The organism is Jannaschia rubra, assembly GCF_001403735.1.
GTDB lineage: Bacteria > Pseudomonadota > Alphaproteobacteria > Rhodobacterales > Rhodobacteraceae > Jannaschia > Jannaschia rubra.
Window position 1 is genome coordinate 192,766 of the sequence record NZ_CXPG01000013.1, and the last position, 21,806, is coordinate 214,571.

General features: G+C 69.8%; 24 protein-coding genes. 15 read left to right on the forward strand and 9 right to left on the reverse strand.

Going from position 1 to position 21,806, the window contains the following annotated elements; translation table 11 throughout:
- Positions 1-5 precede the first annotated feature (5 nt).
- Together lptG and lptF are read right to left on the reverse strand one after the other, a co-directional pair.
- The gene (lptG, locus tag JAN5088_RS05785) at positions 6-1,103 is read right to left on the reverse strand and encodes an LPS export ABC transporter permease LptG (protein ID WP_055681864.1); all 1,098 of its coding nucleotides are present in this window, start codon (positions 1,101-1,103) and stop codon (positions 6-8) included.
- Positions 1,100-2,224 carry an LPS export ABC transporter permease LptF gene (lptF, locus tag JAN5088_RS05790; protein ID WP_055681865.1) on the reverse strand — a complete coding sequence of 375 codons (1,125 nt, stop codon included), beginning with the start codon at positions 2,222-2,224 and terminating at the stop codon, positions 1,100-1,102. The genes lptG and lptF overlap by 4 nt, the downstream gene beginning before the upstream one ends.
- Positions 2,225-2,373: 149 nt before the next feature.
- Between lptF and JAN5088_RS05795 the strand changes: the two genes are divergently transcribed.
- Positions 2,374-3,888, forward strand: coding sequence for a leucyl aminopeptidase (locus JAN5088_RS05795; RefSeq protein ID WP_055681866.1), 1,515 nt, complete (start codon positions 2,374-2,376; stop codon positions 3,886-3,888).
- On the forward strand, positions 3,881-4,342 hold the full coding sequence (locus JAN5088_RS05800) for a DNA polymerase III subunit chi (protein WP_055681867.1): 462 nt from the start codon (positions 3,881-3,883) through the stop codon (positions 4,340-4,342). The genes JAN5088_RS05795 and JAN5088_RS05800 overlap by 8 nt, the downstream gene beginning before the upstream one ends.
- A 4-nt stretch (positions 4,343-4,346) precedes the next feature.
- Here the strand turns inward: JAN5088_RS05800 and JAN5088_RS05805 are convergent, their stop codons facing one another.
- Genes JAN5088_RS05805 through JAN5088_RS05820 form a run of 4 tightly spaced genes read right to left on the reverse strand, consistent with a single transcriptional unit; the run spans position 4,347 to position 7,748 of the window.
- Positions 4,347-4,934 (reverse strand): retropepsin-like aspartic protease family protein, encoded by a 588-nt coding sequence (locus JAN5088_RS05805; RefSeq protein ID WP_055681868.1) that lies wholly within the window; start codon positions 4,932-4,934, stop codon positions 4,347-4,349.
- A gap of 28 nt (positions 4,935-4,962) precedes the next feature.
- Entirely contained in the window at positions 4,963-5,571 is a 609-nt protein-coding gene (locus tag JAN5088_RS05810; protein WP_055681869.1) for a MarC family protein, read from the reverse strand.
- The gene (locus JAN5088_RS05815) at positions 5,568-7,424 is read right to left on the reverse strand and encodes an ABC-F family ATP-binding cassette domain-containing protein (RefSeq protein WP_055681870.1); all 1,857 of its coding nucleotides are present in this window, start codon (positions 7,422-7,424) and stop codon (positions 5,568-5,570) included. The genes JAN5088_RS05810 and JAN5088_RS05815 overlap by 4 nt, the downstream gene beginning before the upstream one ends.
- Before the next feature lie 45 nt (positions 7,425-7,469).
- Positions 7,470-7,748: a hypothetical protein gene (locus tag JAN5088_RS05820; RefSeq protein ID WP_055681871.1), complete on the reverse strand. Its 279-nt coding sequence runs from the start codon at positions 7,746-7,748 to the stop codon at positions 7,470-7,472.
- 153 nt (positions 7,749-7,901) lie between these two features.
- Here JAN5088_RS05820 and ndk point away from each other — a divergent pair, with 153 nt between their 5' ends.
- From ndk to JAN5088_RS05835, 3 genes are all read left to right on the forward strand, one after another.
- A complete protein-coding gene (ndk, locus tag JAN5088_RS05825) occupies positions 7,902-8,324 on the forward strand; it encodes a nucleoside-diphosphate kinase (protein ID WP_055681872.1) in 423 nt (140 codons plus the stop codon).
- A 122-nt stretch (positions 8,325-8,446) separates the two neighbouring features.
- Positions 8,447-8,920, forward strand: coding sequence for a hypothetical protein (locus tag JAN5088_RS05830; protein ID WP_055681873.1), 474 nt, complete (start codon positions 8,447-8,449; stop codon positions 8,918-8,920).
- A gap of 41 nt (positions 8,921-8,961) precedes the next feature.
- On the forward strand, positions 8,962-10,332 hold the full coding sequence (locus JAN5088_RS05835) for an MATE family efflux transporter (protein ID WP_055681874.1): 1,371 nt from the start codon (positions 8,962-8,964) through the stop codon (positions 10,330-10,332).
- On the opposite strand, the gene JAN5088_RS05840 is transcribed toward JAN5088_RS05835, so the two are convergent.
- A complete protein-coding gene (locus JAN5088_RS05840; RefSeq protein ID WP_055681875.1) occupies positions 10,316-10,639 on the reverse strand; it encodes a HesB/IscA family protein in 324 nt (107 codons plus the stop codon). The genes JAN5088_RS05835 and JAN5088_RS05840 overlap by 17 nt on opposite strands.
- A gap of 140 nt (positions 10,640-10,779) precedes the next feature.
- Here JAN5088_RS05840 and JAN5088_RS05845 point away from each other — a divergent pair, with 140 nt between their 5' ends.
- From JAN5088_RS05845 to JAN5088_RS05880, 9 genes are all read left to right on the forward strand, one after another.
- Positions 10,780-11,922 (forward strand): deoxyguanosinetriphosphate triphosphohydrolase, encoded by a 1,143-nt coding sequence (locus JAN5088_RS05845; protein WP_055681876.1) that lies wholly within the window; start codon positions 10,780-10,782, stop codon positions 11,920-11,922.
- A gap of 96 nt (positions 11,923-12,018) precedes the next feature.
- Complete coding sequence (locus JAN5088_RS05850) at positions 12,019-12,489, forward strand: hypothetical protein (RefSeq protein WP_055681877.1); 471 nt, start codon at positions 12,019-12,021, stop codon at positions 12,487-12,489.
- A 75-nt stretch (positions 12,490-12,564) separates the two neighbouring features.
- Positions 12,565-14,307 (forward strand): arginine--tRNA ligase, encoded by a 1,743-nt coding sequence (gene argS, locus JAN5088_RS05855; RefSeq protein ID WP_055681878.1) that lies wholly within the window; start codon positions 12,565-12,567, stop codon positions 14,305-14,307.
- A gap of 192 nt (positions 14,308-14,499) precedes the next feature.
- Positions 14,500-15,516 carry an SPOR domain-containing protein gene (locus tag JAN5088_RS05860; RefSeq protein WP_055681879.1) on the forward strand — a complete coding sequence of 339 codons (1,017 nt, stop codon included), beginning with the start codon at positions 14,500-14,502 and terminating at the stop codon, positions 15,514-15,516.
- 7 nt (positions 15,517-15,523) lie between these two features.
- On the forward strand, positions 15,524-16,507 hold the full coding sequence (locus JAN5088_RS05865) for a glycoside hydrolase family 3 N-terminal domain-containing protein (RefSeq protein WP_055681880.1): 984 nt from the start codon (positions 15,524-15,526) through the stop codon (positions 16,505-16,507).
- A gap of 9 nt (positions 16,508-16,516) precedes the next feature.
- Positions 16,517-17,305, forward strand: coding sequence for a segregation and condensation protein A (locus JAN5088_RS05870; protein ID WP_055681881.1), 789 nt, complete (start codon positions 16,517-16,519; stop codon positions 17,303-17,305).
- On the forward strand, positions 17,302-17,943 hold the full coding sequence (scpB, locus tag JAN5088_RS05875) for an SMC-Scp complex subunit ScpB (RefSeq protein WP_055681882.1): 642 nt from the start codon (positions 17,302-17,304) through the stop codon (positions 17,941-17,943). The genes JAN5088_RS05870 and scpB overlap by 4 nt, the downstream gene beginning before the upstream one ends.
- Positions 17,944-17,970: 27 nt before the next feature.
- On the forward strand, positions 17,971-18,096 hold the full coding sequence (locus tag JAN5088_RS19405; RefSeq protein WP_267885367.1) for a hypothetical protein: 126 nt from the start codon (positions 17,971-17,973) through the stop codon (positions 18,094-18,096).
- A gap of 49 nt (positions 18,097-18,145) precedes the next feature.
- A complete protein-coding gene (locus tag JAN5088_RS05880) occupies positions 18,146-19,777 on the forward strand; it encodes a GMC family oxidoreductase (protein WP_233489724.1) in 1,632 nt (543 codons plus the stop codon).
- A gap of 35 nt (positions 19,778-19,812) precedes the next feature.
- Here the strand turns inward: JAN5088_RS05880 and JAN5088_RS05885 are convergent, their stop codons facing one another.
- Positions 19,813-20,904, reverse strand: coding sequence for an FUSC family protein (locus JAN5088_RS05885; protein WP_055681883.1), 1,092 nt, complete (start codon positions 20,902-20,904; stop codon positions 19,813-19,815).
- A 302-nt stretch (positions 20,905-21,206) separates the two neighbouring features.
- Between JAN5088_RS05885 and JAN5088_RS05890 the strand changes: the two genes are divergently transcribed.
- Positions 21,207-21,410, forward strand: coding sequence for a hypothetical protein (locus tag JAN5088_RS05890; RefSeq protein ID WP_055681884.1), 204 nt, complete (start codon positions 21,207-21,209; stop codon positions 21,408-21,410).
- On the opposite strand, the gene JAN5088_RS19630 is transcribed toward JAN5088_RS05890, so the two are convergent.
- Positions 21,401-21,787, reverse strand: a complete 387-nt coding sequence (locus JAN5088_RS19630; protein ID WP_082429835.1) for a transposase — start codon at positions 21,785-21,787, stop codon at positions 21,401-21,403. The genes JAN5088_RS05890 and JAN5088_RS19630 overlap by 10 nt on opposite strands.
- Positions 21,788-21,806 lie beyond the last annotated feature (19 nt).

Here is a 21,806-nt window from a genome sequence, read left to right on the forward strand (position 1 = left end):
CGTCATCATCCGTCTTCCTGCCGCAGGATGATGCCGGCGGAAAGCAGGATCGCGGCCAGCGGCGGCGCCCAGGCGGCCAGCGCGATGGGCAATTGCCCGCTTTCGCCCAGAACCTGCGCGAAATTCCGCAGAAAGAAGATGCCGAAGCCCAGAAGCAGCGCGATCAGCACCAGCATCCCCGAATGGCCCGCCCGCGCGTGGCGCATGGAGAAGGCCGCGCCGATCAGCACCATCGCCGCCAGCATCAGCGGATTGGCCAGTTCCATCTGGAGCCAGATGCGGTGGCTGCGCCCCGAGAAGCCGGCGTCGTTCAGCTGCCGGATGAAGCCGGGCAACTGGAAGATCGGGATCGAGGAGGGGACGCCGAAGCTGTCGCGGATCTGGTCGCGGGTGAGGGTGGAGGGGATGGTCGCGGTGGCCTGTTCCGTCGCGTCGCGCTCGGGGTTGTCGGAGGTGCCCAGCGGCCAGACCTTGGCCTCGCTGAGCAGCCATTCGCCGTCGGAGAGTTCGGCGCGGCGGGCGTCGGTGCGTTCGATCGGGGTGCCGTCGGCGTCGAAGGCGATGAAGCTCGGCTCGAACAGGACGGTCCCGTCGAGCGACGACCGCGCGGCGCGGATCACCGTCTGGCCCGAGCCGTCGCCTTGACGCAGCCAGATGCCCTCCTCGCTGACCGACAGGATGCTGCTGCTGCCGGTCCGCCAGGCGGTGATCTCCCGCTCGTAGCGGCCCTGGGTGGCGGCGACGATGGGGTTCACGACCACAAGCGCCGCGATGCCCAGCAGAAGCGCGCCGCCGACCGGGGCCAGCGCCGCGCGCATGGCCGACCGCCCGGCGGCGCGGACCACCACGAGCTCCGACGATCGCGCGAGCGACAGGAACAGCGCCAGCGTCGCCAGGATCACGATGAGGGGCAGGATCTGGTAGAGCGCCGCGGGCAGGTTGAGCGCGGCGAGCCGCAGCCCGTCGCCCACGCCCGCGCCCTTGCCGTCGAGGCGGCGAAGCTGTTCCATCAGGTCGATGGGCAGCAGAAGGCCGGTGAAGACGAGCGATACCATGAACACGAGGCCGAAGAACCGCCGTCCGATGTAGAGCGCGAGGATCATGCCGCAGCCCCGCGCCGCAGCCCGCCGATGCCCCGCGTGTCGTGCCAGACCAGCCCGGCCCCGAGTGCCAGCGTCAGGAGCGGCGGCACATAGGTCAGCCACCAGAGGGTCGCGTCGCCGCGTGCCGACGTCTCGGCGACGTTGCCCAGCATCTTGAGGACGACGGCCGCGACCACCGCGCCCAGGATCTGCCGCCAGAGGCCGAGGCGGGAGTAGTTGCCCAGCATCAGGAACCCGAGCGCCAGAAGCGGCAGGGCGAAGGCGAACAGCGCCTCCGAGAAGCGGGCGTTGCCCTCGTAGCGCAGCTTGGCCACGTCGTCGCCGGTGGCCCGCTGGGCAGCCGCGTCGGCGCGCAGGAGGGCGAGGGTCGAAAGCTCCCTCGGGTCGCGGCGGCGGGTGCCGTCGCCGCCGCCGGCCAGGCCCGCGAGGTCATAGGCGAAATCGTCGAAGGTCGTGGTGACGAGGGTGCGGTCGGCGGTCTGCACGCTCTGCGCCATGCCATCGAACATCACCAGGCGGGTGCCGTCGTCGGCGCGCACCAGGAGGGCGCGTTCGGCGGTGTAGGAGGTGCGGACGGCGGGGCTGCGCCGGTCCTGCAGGAACAGGCCGAGCAGTTCGCCCTTGGGCGTGATCTCGCGGACGTAGACGGTGACGCCGGTGCCGGGATGCAGGAACTCGCCTTCCTTGAGGAAGCGCGAGGTGATGTCCTGCGACAGCTCCGCCCCGCGTTCGGCCAGCGCCGTGCGCGATGCGGGCACGAGGATATGCCCCAGCACAGCCACCATGAGCCCCACCGCCAGCCCGAACACCAGCACCGGCCGCGCCAGCCGCCAGGGCGACAGGCCCGTGGTCTGCGCCACGACCATCTCGGAATCGGCGGCGAGGCGGTTGATGCCGTAGAGCGTGGCCACCAGCGCCGAGACCGGCAGCACCACGGCGATGACGTTGGGCAGGGCAAGGGCGGTGAATTCGATGAAGGTCAGCACGTTGGAGCCGCCCGCGATCAGCCGGTCGAACAGCCCGAGCGCGCGGTTGACCCAATAGACGGCCACCAGCACGAGGCTGAAGAAGCCGAAGTAGACCAGAAGCTGCCCCGCGAGGTATCTGTCGAATATTCCCAACCGAACGCCCCGATCGCTGCTCCCGGTCCTTCTAGCCGGGTTGGGGAGGCCATCAAACCCCCCATGCGGACGGCGGTCTGGAAAACCGCCGGGGCGGGGTCTAGGGTCCGCCCGGAACCCCTCGCATCCCCATATCCCGGAGCCCCGACATGACCACACCCGCCACCGTGACCTTCGCCGAGACCGACCTTGATGCGGTCGCCGAGTTCGAGGGCGTCGTCGCCTGTTTCGTCACCGCCGACGGCAAGATGGGGCCGGAGGCGCGGCGGCTGAACAAGCTGACGCGGGGAGCGGTGAAGCGCGCGGTGGAAAGCCCCGCCTTCGAGAAGCTGTCGGCAGGCGAGGTGCTGGACCTGGGCTTTCCCGCCGGTATGGCGGCGACCACGGCCGCGCTCGTCAAGCTCGACCGCCGTCCGGCGATGGCGAAGGCGCTGGCGGCGGGTGCCGCGCTGGCCAAGCTGCGCGGCAGCCGGGCGCTTCTGGTGCTGGCGGGCGGGCTGGTCCGGCCGGAGGACGTGGCGCTGGGCACGGTGCTGCGGGGCTATGACTTCGCCGACCACAAGACCGGCGACGACAAGCCGGAGGCCGCGCCCATCACCGTGATGGCCGCCGGACGGGAGGAGGCCGAGACCGCATACTCCGGCGCCCGCGCGGCGGCCGAGGGCGTGTTCCTGACCCGCGATCTGGTGAACGAGCCGTCGAACGTCCTGACCACGACCGAGTTCGCCGCGCGGCTGGAGAAGCTGCGCGACCTGGGGGTCGAGGTCGAGGTGCTGGAGGAAGCCGAGCTGGAAAAGCTCGGCATGCGGACCCTGCTGGCCGTGGGGCAGGGATCTGAGAGCCCGTCGAAGGTGGTGGTGATGCAATGGAAGGGCGGCGAGGATGCCGCGCCGCTGGCGCTGGTCGGCAAGGGCGTCGTCTTCGACACCGGCGGCATATCCATCAAGCCCGCCGCCGGAATGGAGGACATGACCATGGACATGGGCGGCGCGGGAACCGTTGCGGGCGTGATGCACACGCTGGCCGCCCGCAAGGCCCGCGCCAACGTCGTGGGCCTGGTCGGCATCGTCGAGAACATGCCCGACGGCCGCGCGCAGCGGCCCGGCGACGTGGTCCGCAGCATGAAGGGCGACACGGTCGAGGTCATCAACACCGACGCGGAAGGCCGGCTCGTCCTGTGCGACGTGATGTGGTATGCGCAGGACCGCTTCGCCCCCGCGGCGATGATCGACCTCGCCACCCTGACCGGGGCCATCGTCATCGGCCTGGGCCATGAGAACGCGGGCGTCTTTTCCAACGACGACAAGCTGTGCGACGCGTTCCTCAAGGCCGCGAAGGCCACAGGCGAGGGCGCATGGCGGATGCCGCTGGGCGAGGCCTATGACAAGCAGCTGAAGTCGCGCGTGGCGGACATGAAGAACGTGGGCGGGCGGCCCGCGGGGTCGATCACCGCGGCGCAGTTCCTGCAACGCTTCGTCAAGGACGACGTGCCGTGGATCCATCTGGATATCGCCGGCGTCGCCTCGGTGTCCGACGGCACCGCGCTTTCGCCCGCCGGGGCTACGGGCTGGGGGGTGCGCGCGCTCGACCGACTGGTGCGGGACGGCTACGAGACGCCCGACGAAAAGACCCCGGACGTCGAGTCCCCGGACGTCGATGGGTGAGGTCTATTTCTACCACCTGACGCGGGAGCCGGTGGAGGCGACGCTCGCCACCCTGCTGGACCGCGCGCGGCGGCAGGAGTGGCGCGTCGCGGTGCGGGGCGGCGATGCGGAGCGGCTGGAGCGGCTGGACCAGAAGCTGTGGCTGGGGCCGGTGGACGCGTTTCTGGCACATGGGCTGGCCGGGGGGCCGCATGACGCGCGGCAGCCCATCCTGCTGACCACCGGGTCCGCGGACAACGCGCCCGATTGCCTGATGGTGGTCGACGGGGCCGATGTCGCGGCGGAGGAGGTGGCGGCGATGCAGCGGACCTGCATCCTGTTCGACGGGCTCGACGGCGAGGCGCTGAGCCGCGCGCGGCAGCAGTGGAAGGCCCTGACGGAGGCGGGATGCGGCGCGCGCTACTGGTCGGAGGAGACGGGCAAGTGGCAGGAGAAGGCGTCGAAGAACGTCTGAGCCGTCAGCGGGTCAGGCGCAGGCGCCCGTCCTCGATCTCGATCCGGCCGAAGCTGCCCAGGTAGGACATGCCCAGAAGGCTGGTCCGCAGGTCGCCGTCGTTGACGATGGCGCGCACGCGGCGGTCGGTGATGTCGCCCAGCCGCACCTCGTCCAGCACGACCTGCGCGGTCTGCACGCTGCCGTTGGCGGTCAGCGCCTGACCCAGGTAGCGCAGGCCATCGGGGTCTATGCCGATCTTGGCGGCGTCGGCCCGGCTCAGCACGATTTCGGTCGCGCCGGTATCGACCACGAAATCGACGGGTTCGCCGTTCACGTCGAGCGTCATGTAGTAATGCCCGTCGCGCGACCGGGGCACGTCGATGAAGACGCCCTGTTCGCTGGTCTCGACGCTTTGCCGCGGAAGGGCGGCGCGTTCGATGCTGTCCCAGTTGCCGATCACGAGAACGGCGCCGACGAAGATGAAGAACCAGATCGCCGCGTGCTGAAAGACCTGGCCCATGCGGTTGCGATTGGCGATCAGATACGACCCGCCGATCAGCAGGCCAAAGAGCGTCAGATAGAGCAGATAAGCGGTGTCGTTGCCGGTCATGGCCCAGATGTAGGCATGATCCGGCCGATCACCAACCCGGAAAATCCGACAATCCATCGAGGACGAACTGCACCGACAGCGCGGCGAGCAGCATTCCCAGAAGGCGCGTGACCACGTTGTTGCCGGTGTGGCCAAGCATCCGCTCCATCGGGGTGGCGAGCTGGAACAGGACGAAGACGACGGCGATCACCGCGAGCATGACGCCGATGGCCTGCACCGAACCCAGCGTCGACGCCTGGTCGGTGAGCAGGATCATCGTGGCGATGGCGCCCGGCCCCGCGATGAGCGGCAGCGCCAGCGGAAAGACGGACGGATCGGGAGGAGGATGATCGGCCTGCCCCTCGCGCCGCTGGGTGCGCTTCTCGAACAGCATTTCCAGCGCGGTGAGGAACAGGAGGATGCCACCCGCGATGCGGAAGGCGGGCATGGAGATGCCGAGGAACCCGAGGATGGATTCGCCCAGGAAGGCGAAGGCGATGAGCAGGAGCGCCCCGATGAGGCAGGCGCGGATGGCGATGGCGCGGCGGTGGCGCGCGGACATGCCGGCGGTGAGGGCCACGAAGATGGGCGTGAGGCCGATGGGGTCGATGACGACGAACAGGGCCGTGAAGGCCGTGACCGCCTCGACCGAGGTCACGCCTGCGCCTTTTCGAGCGATTCCATCGCCGCCATCCACAGGGTCTCGGCCCGGTCGGTGGCCTCCATCACCTCGGCATACTTGCGGTTCCAGGTCTCTAGCTCGCCCTTGCGCGCGTCTTCGTAGAGCGCGGGGTCGGCCAGTTTCTTCGCGAGCTTGTCGCGCATCGCCTCGATCTTGCGGACGCGGTCCTCCGCGCGGCGGGCTTCGGCGCGAAGTTCCAGGATGCGGTCGCGGCCGACCTGCTGCCTGACGGGCTTTTCCTTTTCCTTGGAGGTCTTTGAAGGGCGCTCCTCACCCTGCAGGAGCATCCGGCGGTATTCCTCCAGATCGCCGTCATACGGCCCGACGGTGCCGCCCTTGACCAGCCACAGGCGGTCGGCCACGAGGCTGAGCAGGTGCATGTCGTGGCTGACCAGCACGACCGCGCCGGTGTAGGCGGTCAGCGCCTCGACCAGCGCCTCGCGGCTTTCGATGTCGAGGTGGTTGGTCGGCTCGTCCAGGATCAGCATGTGGGGCGCGTCGAGCGTGGCGAGCAGCAGCGACAGCCGCGCCTTCTGCCCGCCCGACAGCCGCGCGACCTGCGTGTCTGCCTGGTCGACGCCCAGCCCGAAGCCCGCGAGCCGCGCGCGCAGGCGGGACGGGGTCTCGTCGGGGCGCTCGCGGCGGATGTGGTCGAGGGGGGTCTCGTCGATGTGCAACTCGTCGACCTGGTGCTGCGCGAAATAGCCGATCCGCAGCTTGCCCGAGGCGATCCGCTCGCCCTCCATCACCTGAAGCCTGTCCGATAACAGCTTGGACAGCGTGGATTTCCCCTCGCCGTTGCGACCCAGCAGGGCGATGCGGTCGTCCTGGTCGATGCGGACGTTCAGCCGTTGCAGGACCGGCGGGCCGCCATAGCCCACCGACGCTCCGTCGAGCCGCAGGATCGGGGGCGACAGATCCTCGGGCTGGGGGAAGGTGAAGACGGTGCGGGCGGCGTCCTCGGGCGCGCGGATCGTCTCCATCCGCTCCAGCATCTTGACGCGGGACTGGGCCTGTTTCGCCTTGGACGCCTTGGCTTTGAAGCGGTCCACGAAGCTTTGCAGATGGGCGCGGCGGGCGGCCTGCTTCGCGGCCTCGGCGGCGAGGCCCGCGCGTTTTTCGGCGCGCATCCGCACGAAGGTGTCGTAGGGGCCGGTGTAATAGGTGAGGCCCTTGTCCTCGAGATGCAGGATGCCCCCCACGGCGCGGTTCAGAAGGGCACGGTCGTGGCTGATGATGATGACGGTATGGGGGTATTTCGCGAGGTAGCTTTCGAGCCAGAGCGCCCCTTCGAGATCGAGGTAGTTCGTCGGCTCGTCCAGCAGCAGCAGGTCGGGCTGCGCGAACAGGACGCCGGCCAGCGCCACGCGCATCCGCCAGCCGCCGGAATAGGCCGAGCAGGGGCGGGACTGTTCCTCCACCTCGAACCCGAGGCCGCGCAGGATGGCGGAGGCGCGCGCCTCGCCGGACCAGGCGTCGATGTCCTGAAGCCGGGCCTGCACCTCGGCGATGCGGTGGGGGTCGGTCGCGGTGTCGGCCTCGGCCATCAGGGCGGCGCGTTCGGTATCGGCGGCCAGCACCGTGTCGATGAGCGAGGTCGCGGATGACGGCACCTCCTGCGCGACGCCGCCGATGCGGGCACGGCTGGGCAGGATGATGTCGCCCGAGTCGAGCGGGATCTCGCCCCGGATCAGGCGGAACAACGTCGTCTTGCCGGTGCCGTTGCGGCCCACCAGCCCGACCTTGTGGCCATCGGGGATGGTCGCGGTGGCGCCTTCGAACAGCGGACGCCCGGCGACGGAATAGGTCAGGTCGGTGATCTGTAGCATGGCGGCGAGGCATCTTTCAGCCCCGCCACCATGTCAACGCCAAACTCAGTCCAGAAGTCCGGCGATCGTCGCGAGCGGATAGCTCTGCATGCCGCGCAGTACCTGCGCGTCCTCGTCGGCGAAGACGAAGATGTGCAACTCGTCGTGCAGGATCGTCCCACGGCAGAACACGCCGTCCTGCGCCAGATCCTCCGGGCAGGTTTCGAGGTCGACATGGGGGACCGCCACCTCGAACTGCTCATAGGTGAGTTCGTGCGCGGTCTGCGCCGAGAGGGTCGAGGCGGTTCCGGCCAGGATGGCGGCGGCAAGAAGAAGGCGGTTCATAGGTCTGTCCTTAATCCGAGTGTTTCAGTAAGGATTCCGATAACGTCGATTTCCGCGGCTGAAAAGCCCCCTTCGTCACGACAGGTTGTGTCTTTAACCCGGCAGGGACGCATGCTATGGCCAGCGCCGAATTTTCCCGAAAAGAGAGACCCCATGGCCCTCGAACGCACGTTTTCGATCATCAAGCCCGACGCCACCAAGCGGAACCTGACCGGCAAGATCACCGCCAAGTTCGAGGAGGCCGGCCTGCGCGTCGTCGCCTCCAAGCGCATCCAGCTGACGCTGGCGCAGGCGCAGGAATTCTACGGCGTCCACAAGGACCGGCCGTTCTTCGGCGAGTTGACCGAATACATGATCTCGGAGCCGATCGTGGTGCAGGTGCTGGAAGGCGAGAACGCCATCGCGAGGAACCGCGAAGTCATGGGCGCGACCAACCCCGCCGACGCGGCTGAGGGCACCATCCGCAAGGAGTTCGCCCTGTCCATCGGCGAGAACTCGGTCCACGGGTCGGACGCGCCCGAGACCGCCAAGGAGGAGATCGCCTATTTCTTCTCGGGTCTCGAACTGGTCGGCTGAGCCGTCGGCACAGGAAGTGGCGGGGCGTCCTTCGGGGCGCCCTTTCGCGTTTCCGCCAGGGCCTTGCACGCTTTGACAGGAACCCGCCGGGTCGCAGGCGGTTGAGTCCGGAAGGAGCCCGGATGACCGATCCCGCCACGCCAGCTCAGATGTCCGCGAACTACATGGCCGCAACGGAGGCCGCGGAGAATGACGGCAAGCCGCCCGGTGCGGCGATGGTCGAACCCCTGCGGATGCTGCTGGTCGCCGTCGAGACGGCCTTCGAGCGGATAGAGCCGCGGGGCGCGTCCGAGACCGACCTGGAGATCATGGCCCTCTGGCACGACGTTCTGACGGCGCTTCGGTCGGATGTGTCGATCATGCTGGTCAACCGCGAGGCACCGCCGTCGGCCACGTCCGGCCTGGTGGAGGGGCTGCGCGGGCTATTCGGAGGCAGCGGCCTGAAGGCCGTCGTGCGGGACGGCACCCGCATCCTCGACCTTCTGACCGACGTGGAGGCGCGTGCCTCCGACCCCGAGACCCGCGACGAGCTCGGCCGCCACCGGGGCGCCTGCGTCACGGTCATCAACCGCGCACAGGACCGCATCGACGGCTGAGCCCGCTTGCCAGACCTTCGCGCGGCGGCTAGCGGCTGGCCATGGACGGCTTGTCATACCATCTGAAACGCACGCTGGTGCTGGGCCTGCCGCTGGTCGGCAGCCAGTTGGCGCAGATCATGGTGGGGCTGACCGACACGATCATGCTGGGCCGCTATTCGGTCGATGCCCTGGCGGCGGGGACGCTGGGCAATTCGATGTTCTTCCTGTTCTTCATCGTCGGCGCGGGCTTCGCCTTCGCCGTCATGCCGCTGGTCGCGCAAGCCGTGGCGCGGCTGGACGATACGCGGACGCGGCGGGTGACGCGGATGGGGCTGTGGCTGTCGGGGGCGCTGGCGCTCGGGATGCTGCCGCTGTTCTTCTTTTCCGGGCCGCTGCTGAGCGCGGCGGGGCAGGGGCCGCAGGTGGCCGCCGACACGCAGGCCTATCTGCGGATCGCGGGCTTCGGGATGATCCCCGCGCTGCTGACCGCGACGTTCCGCAGCCACCTGTCGGCGATGGAGCATACCCGCATCGTTCTGCTCGCGACGCTGGCTGCCGTGGTGCTGAACGCCGGGCTGAACTGGCTGCTGATCTTCGGCAACTGGGGTGCGCCGGAGTTGGGGGTGCGGGGCGCGGCCATCGCCTCGGTCGCGGTGCATTCGCTGACGGCGGTGGTTCTGGCGATCTATGCCACGCGGGCGCCGGGCATGGGACGGTTCGAGTTGCTGCGCAACATCCACCGCCCCGACTGGCCCGCGATGGCCGAGATCTTCTGCCTGGGCTGGCCCATCAGCCTGACGCATCTGGCCGAATCGAGCCTGTTCGCCGCGACCGCCCTGATGATGGGTTGGCTCGGCACGGCGGCGCTGGCCGCGCACGGCATCGCCATCACCATCGCGGCGGCCACCTTCATGGTGCATGTCGGCCTGTCGGCGGCGGCCACGGTGCGGGTGGGGCAGGCCTGGGGACGGGGCGATGCCACGGGGCTGAAACGCGCGGCGATCGCCGCGATGATCCTGTCGGCGGCAGCGGTCGTGGTGAATACGGCGGTCTATCTGCTGGCCGGCGAATGGCTGGTGCGCCGGTTTCTCGACACCTCCGACCCGGAGGCGGGAGCCATTCTGGCGCTCGGCGTGGTGCTGTTGCGGGTGGCGGCGCTGTTCCAGCTGGTCGATGCCGCGCAGGTCATGGCGCTGGGCCTGCTGCGCGGGGTGCAGGACACGCGGCGGCCGATGATCTATGCGATCATCGCCTATTGGGCGCTGGGCCTGCCGGTCAGCTATGGGTTGGGGTTCGGGCTGGACTGGGGGCCGGTCGGCCTCTGGATGGGGCTGGTCATCGGGCTGGCGGCGGCGGGCGTGGCGCTGACGGGGCGGTTCGTACGGATCGTGGACCGCGCCGACATGGAGCCCGTCACATCGAGAAGCTGACCCCGCAGCCGCAACTGCTCGATGCGTTGGGGTTCTGCACGGTAAAGCGCGCGCCGATCAACTCCTCGCTGAAGTCGATGACGGCGTCGGCGAGGAAGGGCAGCGACACCTCGTCGACGATCACCTGCTCGCCCTCGCCCTCCAGCACCAGGTCGCCGTCGCCCGGCGTGTCGAGGTCGATGCGATACTGGAACCCGGAACACCCGCCCCCGTCGACCGCGACGCGCAGGCCCTTGCCCTGCGCGGCGGCGCCGATCTCGGACAGGCGCTCGAACGCGCGGGGGGTGACCTTGGGGGGAACGTTCATCGCGGGGTTCCTTCGGACGGGGCGTGCGATCAATCTGTGCGGTACGGCGCCGGGGTTCAAGGGCCGCGCGCGTTCCGGGGCTGTCATTCGCCGCCGCGTCGCCTATACCCCTGCGCGACCCGACCTGTCCGAGCGACCCAATGCACGCGCCTTATGCCAGCGATCCCGCCGACACGCGCGGACGCCTTTACCCGGAGGGTGAAAGCGCCTTCCGCTCCGCCTTCCAGCGGGACCGGGACCGGATCATCCATTCCAGCGCCTTTCGCCGCCTCAAGCACAAGACGCAGGTCTTCATCGAGCATGAGGGCGACTATTTCCGCACCCGCCTGACCCATTCGATCGAGGTGGGGCAGGTGGCGCGGACCATCGCCAAGCACCTGGGCCTGAACGTGGAGCTGACCGAGGCGGTGGCGCTGGCGCACGACCTGGGCCACACCCCCTTCGGCCACACGGGCGAGGAGGCGCTGGACCGGCTGATGGCGCCCTGGGGCGGGTTCGACCACAATGCGCAGGCCCTGCGGATCGTCACCCGGCTGGAGCGGCATTACGCGGAATGGGACGGGCTGAACCTGACGTGGGAGACGCTGGAGGGGATCGCCAAGCACAACGGCCCCGTCCTGCCGCCGGTGCCCTATGCGCTGGCCGAATACGACGCGCGGCACGATCTGGAACTGCACACCCACGCCAGCGCCGAGGCGCAGGTGGCGGCGCTGTCCGACGACATCGCCTACAACAACCACGACCTGCACGACGGGCTGCGGGCTGAGCTGTTCTCGACCGACGAACTGGCGGAGCTGCCGATCCTGCGGGATTGCTTTGCCGAGGTGGACGCCGCCTATCCGGGGCTGAACTACTATCGCCGGCGGCACGAGGCGCTGCGCCGGTTCTTCGGCGTGCTGGTGGAGGATGTGATCGCCGTGACCGAGGCGAACCTGAGCGACCTCGACCCCCGCTCGGCCGGCGACATCCGCGCGGCGGGGCGGATGATGGTGCAGTTCTCGCCCGCGCTCTGGTCCGACCTGCGGGTGATCCGGGCCTTCCTGTTCGAGCGGATGTACCGCGCTCCCGCCGTGGTCGAGATGCGGCGGCAGGTGACGCAGGTTCTCGACGAGCTGTTCCCCTGGCTGATGGCGCATACGGGCGACCTGCCGAAGCAATGGCGCAAGGACGTGGAGGAGGCGGCGACCGAGGAGGAGCTGGCGCGCATCGTCTGCGACTATATTGCGGGCATGACCGACCGCTTCGCGCTCCAGTCCCACGACCGGCTCATCGGCGGGGCCTGACGCGCCGGGCAGGATGCCGCCGGCGGTGCCGGACAGGGTTGCGGGCCATGGGACGCGCCTGCATCTTTGCCGTCTTTGCATACCGGAGACACAGACATGCGGAAGATCGCGACCCTTGCCCTGATCCTGACGCCGGCGCTGGCACAGGCGCAGATCGTGCCGAAGGACGGCGCTTGGACCGGCACGCCCGAGGACGCGACCCTGAGCGACGGCTGCCCGGAGGCGATGGCCCCCGCGCTGGAGCAGATGGCCGCGCAGATGGCGCAGGAGACGACGACCGAGATCGTCTGGAACGGCACCTTCGACCCCACGCAGGAAAGCCTGGCCGCGGCAAGCCAGGGCGTCGAATGGACCCGCGCGGACGACGACACCTGGGAAGGGGCGATCACCCTGCCGCAGACCGGCGCCCGGATCGGCACCACGCGGATGCACATCACCGCCCCCGACCGCATCGAATCGCAGACCACGATGGACGTAGCCGCGATGATGGAGGCCCAAGGGCAGGAGGTGCCCGGCCTCGATACCTGCGAGATGGCGATGATGGTGGTGTTGACCCACGCCGAATGACGCCGGTCCGCGCGCGTTGAACCCGCGGCGGGGCGGGGCTAAAGGGGCGGGACCCCTGACATCGGACGGCCCGCCATGAACATCTTCGCAGACATCCGCGCCCTGACCCTGACCGCGCTGGCCGACATGGCCCGCGACGGGACGATCCCCGACGGGCTCGACACCGGCAACGTGGCGGTGGAGCCGCCGCGCGACGCGGCCCATGGCGACATGGCGACGAATGCCGCGATGGTGCTGGCAAAACCCGCCGGCATGAAGCCCCGCGACATCGCCGAGGCGCTGGCCCCCCGGCTGACGGCCGACCCGCGGGTCGAGGCGGCGGAGGTGGCGGGGCCGGGGTTCCTCAACATCCGGCTGTCGGCGCGGGTGTGGCAGGACACCGTGGCCGCCGTGCTGGCCGAGGGGACGGATTACGGCCGCTCCGACATGGGGGCGGGGCGGAAGGTCAACGTCGAATACGTGAGCGCCAACCCGACCGGCCCCCTGCATGTGGGCCACACCCGCGGCGCGGTCTTCGGGGATGCGCTGGCGTCGCTGCTGGCTTTTGCCGGGCACGAGGTGACGCGTGAATACTACATCAACGACGGCGGCGCGCAGGTCGATGTGCTGGCCCGGTCGGTCTACCTTCGCTATCTGGAGGCGCACGGGAAGCCCGTGGAGTTCGTCGACGGCACCTATCCCGGCGACTATCTGGTCCCCGTGGGCGAGGCGCTGAAGGCGAAGGTGGGCGACGCCTATTTGGACAAGGGCGAGCAATACTGGCTGGACGAGGTCCGCAGCTTTGCCACCGAGGCGATGATGGACCTGATCCGCAGCGACCTGGCGCTCCTGGGCGTCGAGATGGATGTGTTCAGCTCCGAGAAGGCGCTTTACGGCACGGGGCGGATCGAGGCGGCGATCGACACGCTCGACGCCAAGGGCCTGATCTATCGCGGCACGCTGGAGCCGCCCAAGGGCAAGCTGCCCGACGACTGGGAGCCGCGGGAGCAGACGCTGTTCCGCTCGACCGCCTATGGCGACGACGTGGACCGCCCGATCATGAAGTCGGACGGAAGCTGGACCTATTTCGCGCCCGACATCGCCTATCACTACGACAAGACGAAGCGGGGGTTCGACGCGCTGATCGACGTGTTCGGGGCCGACCACGGCGGCTACGTCAAGCGGATGAAGGCGGCGGTGGCCGCGCTGACCGACGGGGCGGTGCCGCTCGACATCAAGCTGACGCAGCTTGTCCGGCTGACGCGGGGGGGCGAGCAGCTGAAGATGTCGAAGCGGGCGGGCACCTTCGTGACGCTTTCGGACGTGGTCGAGATGGTGGGCCGGGACGTCACCCGATTCGTCATGCTGACCCGCAAGAACGACGCGCCGCTCGACTTCGACGTGGACGAGGTGCTGGAGCAGTCGAAGGACAACCCCGTGTGGTATGTCCAATACGCCCATGCCCGGATCATGAGCATCCTGTCGAAGGCGTCGGAAAGTGGCATCAATGTGTCCGACGCCGATCTGGCCGGCGCGGACCTGACGCATCTTGGCCACAGTGCCGAGCAGGCGCTGGCGGCCAAGCTGGCCGAATGGCCGCGCCTGGTCGAGATCGCCGCCCGCACGCAGGAGCCGCACCGCGTGGCCTTCTACCTCTATGATTTGGCGCAGGCCCTGCATGCCCATTACAACCGCGGCAACGAGGAGCCGGCGCTGCGCTTCGTGCAGGACGACGCGGAAATCAGCCGGTCCAAGATCGCGCTGGCGCGGGCGGTCTCCATTGTAATCGCGTCCGGTTTGGGTATCTTGGGCGTCGAGCCCGCGCAGCAGATGCGCTGACGGTTCCCGGCATCGCCGGGGCCGGGCCGCCGACCCGGAACACCGGGCGGACGCGCGGGCCGAGAGAGCAGTTACGGCAGCGGGGCAAACCCCGCGCCACGATATGAGGCGAAGATCGGCACGGCCGCATTTTCGGTGACAGTGACACACGACCCTCGACGCGTCGCCGCGTCCGGGGTGGAGGGCAGGCACATGGCGGATTTCGATTACTACGGTGCGGATTACGGCGTCGAGCAGCCGTCGCGTCTGATGGAAGCGGCGCGCAACTTCGGGTTCGCGAACTGGGCGGGGGCGCTGACGTCGCTCGGCCTGACGGCGGGGATGGCGGTCTGGGCCGTCGACCTGACCTTCCGCGACGTGTCGGGCGTGCCGGTTATCCGCGCCATGGAGGGCCCGATGCGGGTGGAGCCCGAGAACCCCGGCGGCACGGTCGCGCCGTTCCAGGGCCTCGCGCTGTCGGACATCACATCGGGCGGGGCGGCCGCCCCCGCACCCGACCAGATCGTGCTGGCCCCGCCGCCGGTGTCGCTGGACGCGCCCGCGCTGGGCGACCGCATGGCCTCCGCCGAGAAGCCCGAGACGGTCGAGACGCCGCTCGCCCCCGAGGACGAGGCGCCCGACACGAGGATCGAGGTCGCCGCCATCGACGGCGCGCCCACCCCCGACGACACCCTGCCCGAGCAGGTCGCCGCGGGTGTGCCCGCGCCCGAGATCGTGGCCGCCATCGCCGCCGCCACCGCGGCCGCGGCGGAGCCCGAGGTCGTCGTGGCCGCCGCCGGACCCGGCGTCGCCCTTTCGTCGCGCCCGCGCCAGCGCCCCGCCAACATGGCCGTGGCCGCCGTGCGCGTGCCCGCCACCGTGCCGACCGAGGCGCCGGCCTCGCCCCGCGGCACGCTGGTGGCCTCGGCCGATGCGACCTCGACCCTGGGCCGCGACGTGGACCCGACGTCGGTGGTGCCGGGCACCCGCGTGGTGCAGCTCGGCGCCTTCGACAGCGAGGCCATCGCCCGCAGCGAGTGGGAGCGTCTGGAAGGCCGCTTCGGCGATTACATGGCGGGCAAGGGGCGGCTGATCCAGAAGGCGAACTCCGGCGGACGCGACTTCTGGCGCCTGCGGGTCGTGGGCTTCGACGACGGGTCGGACGCGCGCCGCTTCTGCGCCGAGCTTCTGGCCAAGGATGCCGCCTGCATCCCCGTCACCGTCCGCTGAAGGCCGCATGGCCGGGGCCTTCATCCTCGGGTGCGAGGGCCCGGACCTGACCGCGCGGGAGGCGGCGTTCTTCCGCGAAAGCGACCCCTGGGGCTTCATTCTGTTCGCGCGCAACGTGGACACCCCCGACCGCCTGCGCGCGCTGACCGGCGACCTGTGCGCGGCGGTGGGGCGCGAGGCGCCCGTCCTCATCGACCAGGAAGGCGGGCGGGTGCAGCGCATGGGCCCGCCGTTCTGGACCCGCTGGCCGCGTCCCCTGACGCAGATGTCGCGTGCCACCGACCCCGAACGCGCGATGTTCCTGCGCGCCGCGCTGATCGCACATGAGTTGCGCGACGTGGGCATCGACGTGAACTGCACCCCCACGGCCGATATCGCCGGCGAGCATACGCATCCCTTCCTTCTGTCGCGTCTTTATGGCGACGGGGTGGATACGGTCGCCGCGCGGGCCCGCGCCAATGCCGACGGCTGTCTTGCGGGCGGTGTCCTGCCGGTGATGAAGCACATTCCGGGCCACGGACGCGGCAGCGTGGACAGCCATCTGGGCCTGCCCCGCGTGGACACCCCGCTCGACGACCTGCGCCGCACCGATTTCGAGGTGTTCCGCCGTCTGGCCGACCTGCCCATGGGGATGACGGCGCATGTGGTGTATTCCGCCATCGACACGGCGCCCGGCACGATCTCCGCCGCCGTGCTGGCCGAGGTGCGGGGGACCATCGGGTTCGACGGCCTGTTGATGACCGACGACATCAGCATGGGCGCCCTGCCGGGTGACATGGCGCAGCGCTGCACGCGCGCCATCGCGGCGGGCTGCGACGTGATCCTGCACTGCAACGGCGAAGCGGCGGAGATGGAGGCCGTGGCTGCGACCGCGCCGCGTCTGGAGGGCCGCTCCGCCGACCGCGCCGCCCGCGCCCTCGCCATGCGGGCCGACCCCGCGCCGCTTGACATCGAAGCGGCCCATGCGGAACTTGGCCGCCTCACGTCCTGAGGGGCAGGGATGGCGGAAGACTTCATCGAGGGACCGGCCCGCGACGACGTGGCCGAACGGCTGGCGGCCGAGGCGCTGATCGTCGACGTGGACGGCTTCGAGGGGCCGCTCGACCTTTTGCTGACGTTGGCGCGGACGCAGAAGGTGGACCTGCGCCGGGTGTCGGTGCTGCAACTGGCGCGGCAATACCTGACCTTCGTGGAACGCGCCCGCGCCCTGCGGATCGAGCTTGCGGCGGATTATCTGGTGATGGCGGCCTGGCTCGCCTTCCTCAAGTCGCGCCTGCTGCTGCCGCCCGACCCCGAGGAGGAGGGGCCGTCGGCCGAGGATCTGGCCGCGCATCTGGCGTTCCAGCTGGAGCGGCTGGAGGCGATGCGAACGGCCGCGGCCCGCCTGATGGCGCGCGATCAGCTCGGCCGCGACGTCTTTGCCCGCGGGGAGCCGCAGGGGCTGGAACGGTCGCGCAAGGTGATCTGGACGGCAACCCTGCTCGACCTGATGCAGGGCTATGCCCGCACCCGGACCCGCGACGATTTCCGCCCCTTCGTCATGGACCGTCAGGGCATCTGGACGATGGAGGAGGCGCTGGAGCGCCTGCGTCCGATCATCGGCGCCGTGGGCGACTGGACCGACCTGATGGCGTTCCTGCCCGACGGCTGGGACGGCGATCCGGGGCGGCGGCGGTCAGCCACCGCGTCGACCTTCGCCGCGACGCTGGAGATGGCGAAGAACGGGCGGCTGGAGTTGCGTCAGGACGACATGTTCGGGCCGATCCGCCTGCGTGCGGCGCGGGCATGACCGGCGCGCCCCAGGACAGCCTGTTCCGGGCGCCGCCCCCGGCCGAGCAGGAGCGGATGGTCGAGGCGATCCTGTTCGCCTCCGCCGCGCCGGTGACGGTCGGGGAATTGCACGCCCGGCTGCCGCACGGTTGCGATGCGCCTGCCGCGCTGGAGCGTCTGGCGAAGCGGTACGAAGGGCGCGGCATCCGGTTGCAGCGCGTGGGGGACGCCTGGGCGATGAGGACGGCGCCGGACCTGGCGTTCCTGATGACGCGCGAGACGGTCGAGACGCGCAGGCTGAGCCGGGCGGCGATCGAGACGCTGGCCATCGTCGCCTATCACCAGCCCGTCACCCGCGCCGAGATCGAGGAGATCCGCGGCGTGTCGGTCAGCCGCGGCACCGTCGAGCAATTGATGGAGATGGACTGGATCAAGCTGGGCCAGCGCCGGCAGACACCCGGGCGGCCGGTCACCTTCGTCGTGACACGTGCGTTCCTGGACCACTTCGGCCTGTCCTCGCCCCGTGACCTGCCAGGGTTGAAGGAGCTGCGCGCGGCGGGTCTGCTGGAAGGCACGCCGCCGCCGACGGAGGCGCAGGGGGTTGAAGATGACGCGCCCGATGACATGTTCGAAAGGTCGCCGCCGGAGGAAAGCTGATTGGGCCCGGCGACAGGGGAGGACCATATGTTCGGACGTATCATCCAGATGATCCTGATGCGCGGCCTCGGCCGCTATCTCGGGGGCCGTGCCGGGGGCAACCTGCGTCATGTGAACCGTGCCGTGCGCATGGCGCGGCGGATGCGCCGCTAGCCACTTGTCCGCGGACCCGGGGGCCCTTGGGTTGACCGGGTCGCGCGGCATGGCGAAGCGGCTGCGGGGGCAGGAAGTGTACGACTACATCATCGTGGGTGGCGGTTCGGCCGGGTGCGTCATGGCGGCCCGTCTGTCGGAGGATCCGCGCAGGCGCGTCTGCTTGGTCGAGGCCGGCCCCCGCGACACGAACCCCCTGATCCACATGCCGCTCGGCCTTGCGCTGCTGGTGGGGAGCAAGCGGATCAACTGGGCCTACGACACCCATCCCGAGCCGGAACTGAACGGCCGCAGCCTGTTCTGGCCGCGCGGCAAGACGCTGGGCGGGTCGAGCTCGATCAACGCGATGATCTACATGCGCGGGCATCCGAAGGACTACGACGGGTGGGAGGCGGCAGCGGGGCCGGACTGGGGCTGGCCGCGCGTGCGGGAGCTGTTCCTGCGCATGGAGGGAAACACCGCGCGATCGGATGCGCATCACGGCACCGACGGGCCGCTTGCCGTCAGCGACCTGCGCCATGTCAATCCGCTCAGCCACGCCTTCGTCGAGGCGGGCACCCAGTGCCAGTATCCCGAGAATCCCGATTTCAACGGTGCGCGGCAGGAGGGAGTGGGCCTCTATCAGGTGACGCAGCGGGAGGGGCGGCGGTTCAGCGCGGCGCGCGCCTTTCTCGAACCGGCCCGGGACAGGCCGAACCTCACGACGCTGACGGGGAAGCCGGTCGAGCGGATCCTGTTCGAGGGACGGCGGGCGGTCGGCGTCGCGCTGCGCGACCGCGACCTGCGCCTGAACGCGGGCGGAGAGGTCATCCTGTCGGGCGGAGCGGTGAACTCACCGCATCTGCTGATGCTGTCGGGCATCGGGCCGGCGGAGGAGCTTGCTCGGCATGGCGTCCCCGTCCTGCATGATGCGCCGGAGGTCGGGAGCAACCTGGCCGACCATCTGGACATCACGGTCATGGCTTCCGCCCGGGGGCGGGAGGGGATCGGGCTGGCGCCGAGCTTCCTGCCCCGCGCCGTCCGGGCCGCTTGGTCCTATTGGCGGGGCGGGACCGGGGAGTTGACGTCCAACGTGGCCGAAGCGGGCGGTTTCGTCCGGTCCGACCCGTCGCGGGACCGGCCGAACCTCCAGTTCCACTTCCTGCCGGCGCTTCTGCGCGACCACGGACGCAAGCTTTCTTGGGGCTATGGCATGACGCTCCACGTCTGCGACCTTCTGCCGAAAAGCCGCGGCCGGATCGGGTTGAACGGCCCCGACACGTCGATGCCCGCCCGGATCGAGGCGAACTATCTAAGCCATCCCGACGACATCGGCACGCTGCTCGACGGGCTGAAGATCGCCCGCGGCATCATGGCGGCGCCGGCCCTGGCCCGGCATGTGCGCGCCGAGATCCTGCCCGGCCCCGAGGTGCGGACGGATGCCCAGCTTATCGCCGATATCCGCGCGCGGGCCGAGACGATCTATCACCCGGTGGGCACCTGCCGGATGGGGACGGACGCCGCGTCGGTCGTCGACCCCGAAGCGCGTCTGCGCGGCATCGACGGTCTGCGCGTGGTCGACGCGTCGATCATGCCGAACATCGTGGCAGGCAACACGAATGCGCCGACCATGATGCTGGCCGAGAACGTGGCCGACATGATGCTGGGTCGAAATGGCGCGGCCCCGGAGGTCCTGACCTGAGCGCATAGGGTCCGCGCGTGCCGGACCCGCGCGGGTCAGGAGCCCCAACGCCGGCGGGGAAGCGCGATATCCTGCGCCACGGCGTCCAGTTCGACGAGATCGCGCTCAAGCTGCCGCAGGGCGAACTTGATCCCGAACAGACGGGCGAGTTCGGGGGTCGACATGCTGCGCGTGCGGCCCGCCTTCCGCATCCCGTTCAGCGCCTCGCGGTAGTCGCGCACGATGGGCGCCAGCGACACGGCCGGGCCGGCGATGGGACGGCCCGCCAACAGCGCCTCGACATGCGTTAGGGCGCCTGCCGCGCCGGTCGCGGCACGCCGCCACGGCTCGGCCAGCGCATCCGTGAGCGTATCGTCGCCCGCGCCCCGCGCGGCGCGGCGCAGCATGTCCACGTCGAAACGCACGCGGCGGAGCGCGCGCAGCGCCCGTTCCGGATCGGGCGTGCGACCGATGGCGAAGCGCCGCTCCCTTGCCGCTTCGGCGGCGAAGGTCGAAAGCTCCAGCAGGGCGCGGCGGATCTCGCTCGCTCGCGCGGCGAGCGTATCCTCGCCGGTGCCGTCGTCCGGCGCGATGGCGCGCAGCTGAGCGGCGAGCAGGCCCGCGACGGTCGCCGCCACCGCGACGGCCGAGCGCGACGCCCGGGCCGGCAACACCAGCACGCCGGTCAGGAGGCCGACGCCGCAGCCGATGGTGACGCCGAGCAACCGTTCGGCCGCCAGGACGTCAGGCCCGACGTCGAGACCCGGCGCGCCCAGCAAAACCACGGTGGCGGTGATCGGCGCGATCTGGAACCCGACCGAGAACGCCGCCAGCACCGACAGGGGAACAAGCGCGAGCGTCAGGGCGAGAGCGGACGAAAGGGGATCGTCCGGCCGGAGGAGGAGGGCCACGACCGCGGCGACGACGGCGCCGAGGAACGACCCGGCCCCTTGTTCGAAAGCCTTGCCCAGCGAGCCGCCGATGTTGCTCTGCGTCACGACGATGGCGCTGATGACGGCCGAGAGCTCCACCGTGAGGCCGAGCGCATAGACGGCCGCGAGCGCCGCGACGCCGGCGACGGTCATGCGGATGGCGTGGATCGCCCACCATCCATGTCGCTTGAGCAGGTTCGTCATCGTCTTTGCCATTCGCTCCGGTCGTCCATGCCCGGCAGCTCCAGCGGTCGATGCCGGAGGCGGGGAGAAGTCGTTTCATCGTTCCGGGCCCCTTGTCCGGAAGGTGTTGTTGCAGGCCGTTGCGCGCACGGTGGGCCATAGGCCGGGACATGATGGCGAGGCTCAGGGCTGGGGTCCACCGCAGTATGGCCACTGACCGTCCGGAAAGCGTCCGCCTGCCGCTGCCGGCAGCTGGACCTCGGGCAAGGTTCGATCTGTCGGCGTCGCGGCGGGCATGTTATCCCTTCGCGAAGTCACCAAACGGGGGTTCCGTCTTGAGCTACCATGGAAAATACACAGCGCCGGAGGACATCCTGCGCGACGCCGATCTGAGCCGCGCGGAGAAGATCCGCATGTTGGAGCAATGGCGCGACGACAAGAAGGCCTACATGCGCGCATCGGGCGAAGGCATGGAAGGCGAGGACCGGGCGGACCTGCTCAAGAGGATCAAGAAGGCCCTGGCGTCGCTTCAGGAGTGATAAAGGCTTCGAGGCCGTCGATCGTATCCCACTGACCTGTGTATCTGGCCTTGAGGATCGCCATGACGTCCGGCGCGGGTGTGCCTGATCGGCGTGCTGCGACGGGCAGGCTGACGATGGCATCTTCGCTCGAAGGGTCCATGGGTTCCAGTGTCACGTACCGCCCCCTGCTGGACCGCCCATTCATCGTCCTGTTCGAGGAGCGGCGGGCCGACGAGGCGGAGGATGGCATCGTCATCGGGAAGACGCCGACGCCTCCGGTGCGCCGCCCGGATCTCGCCGTTCGGACGCTCGATCGGAGTCGCGGAGCGCGGCCCGGCACGATGCTCCCTCGGAAAGGTCATGCAGGTCGGGACGTCGTGCCCGGCGTCATCCATGACGTCCGCCAGCTTCGGC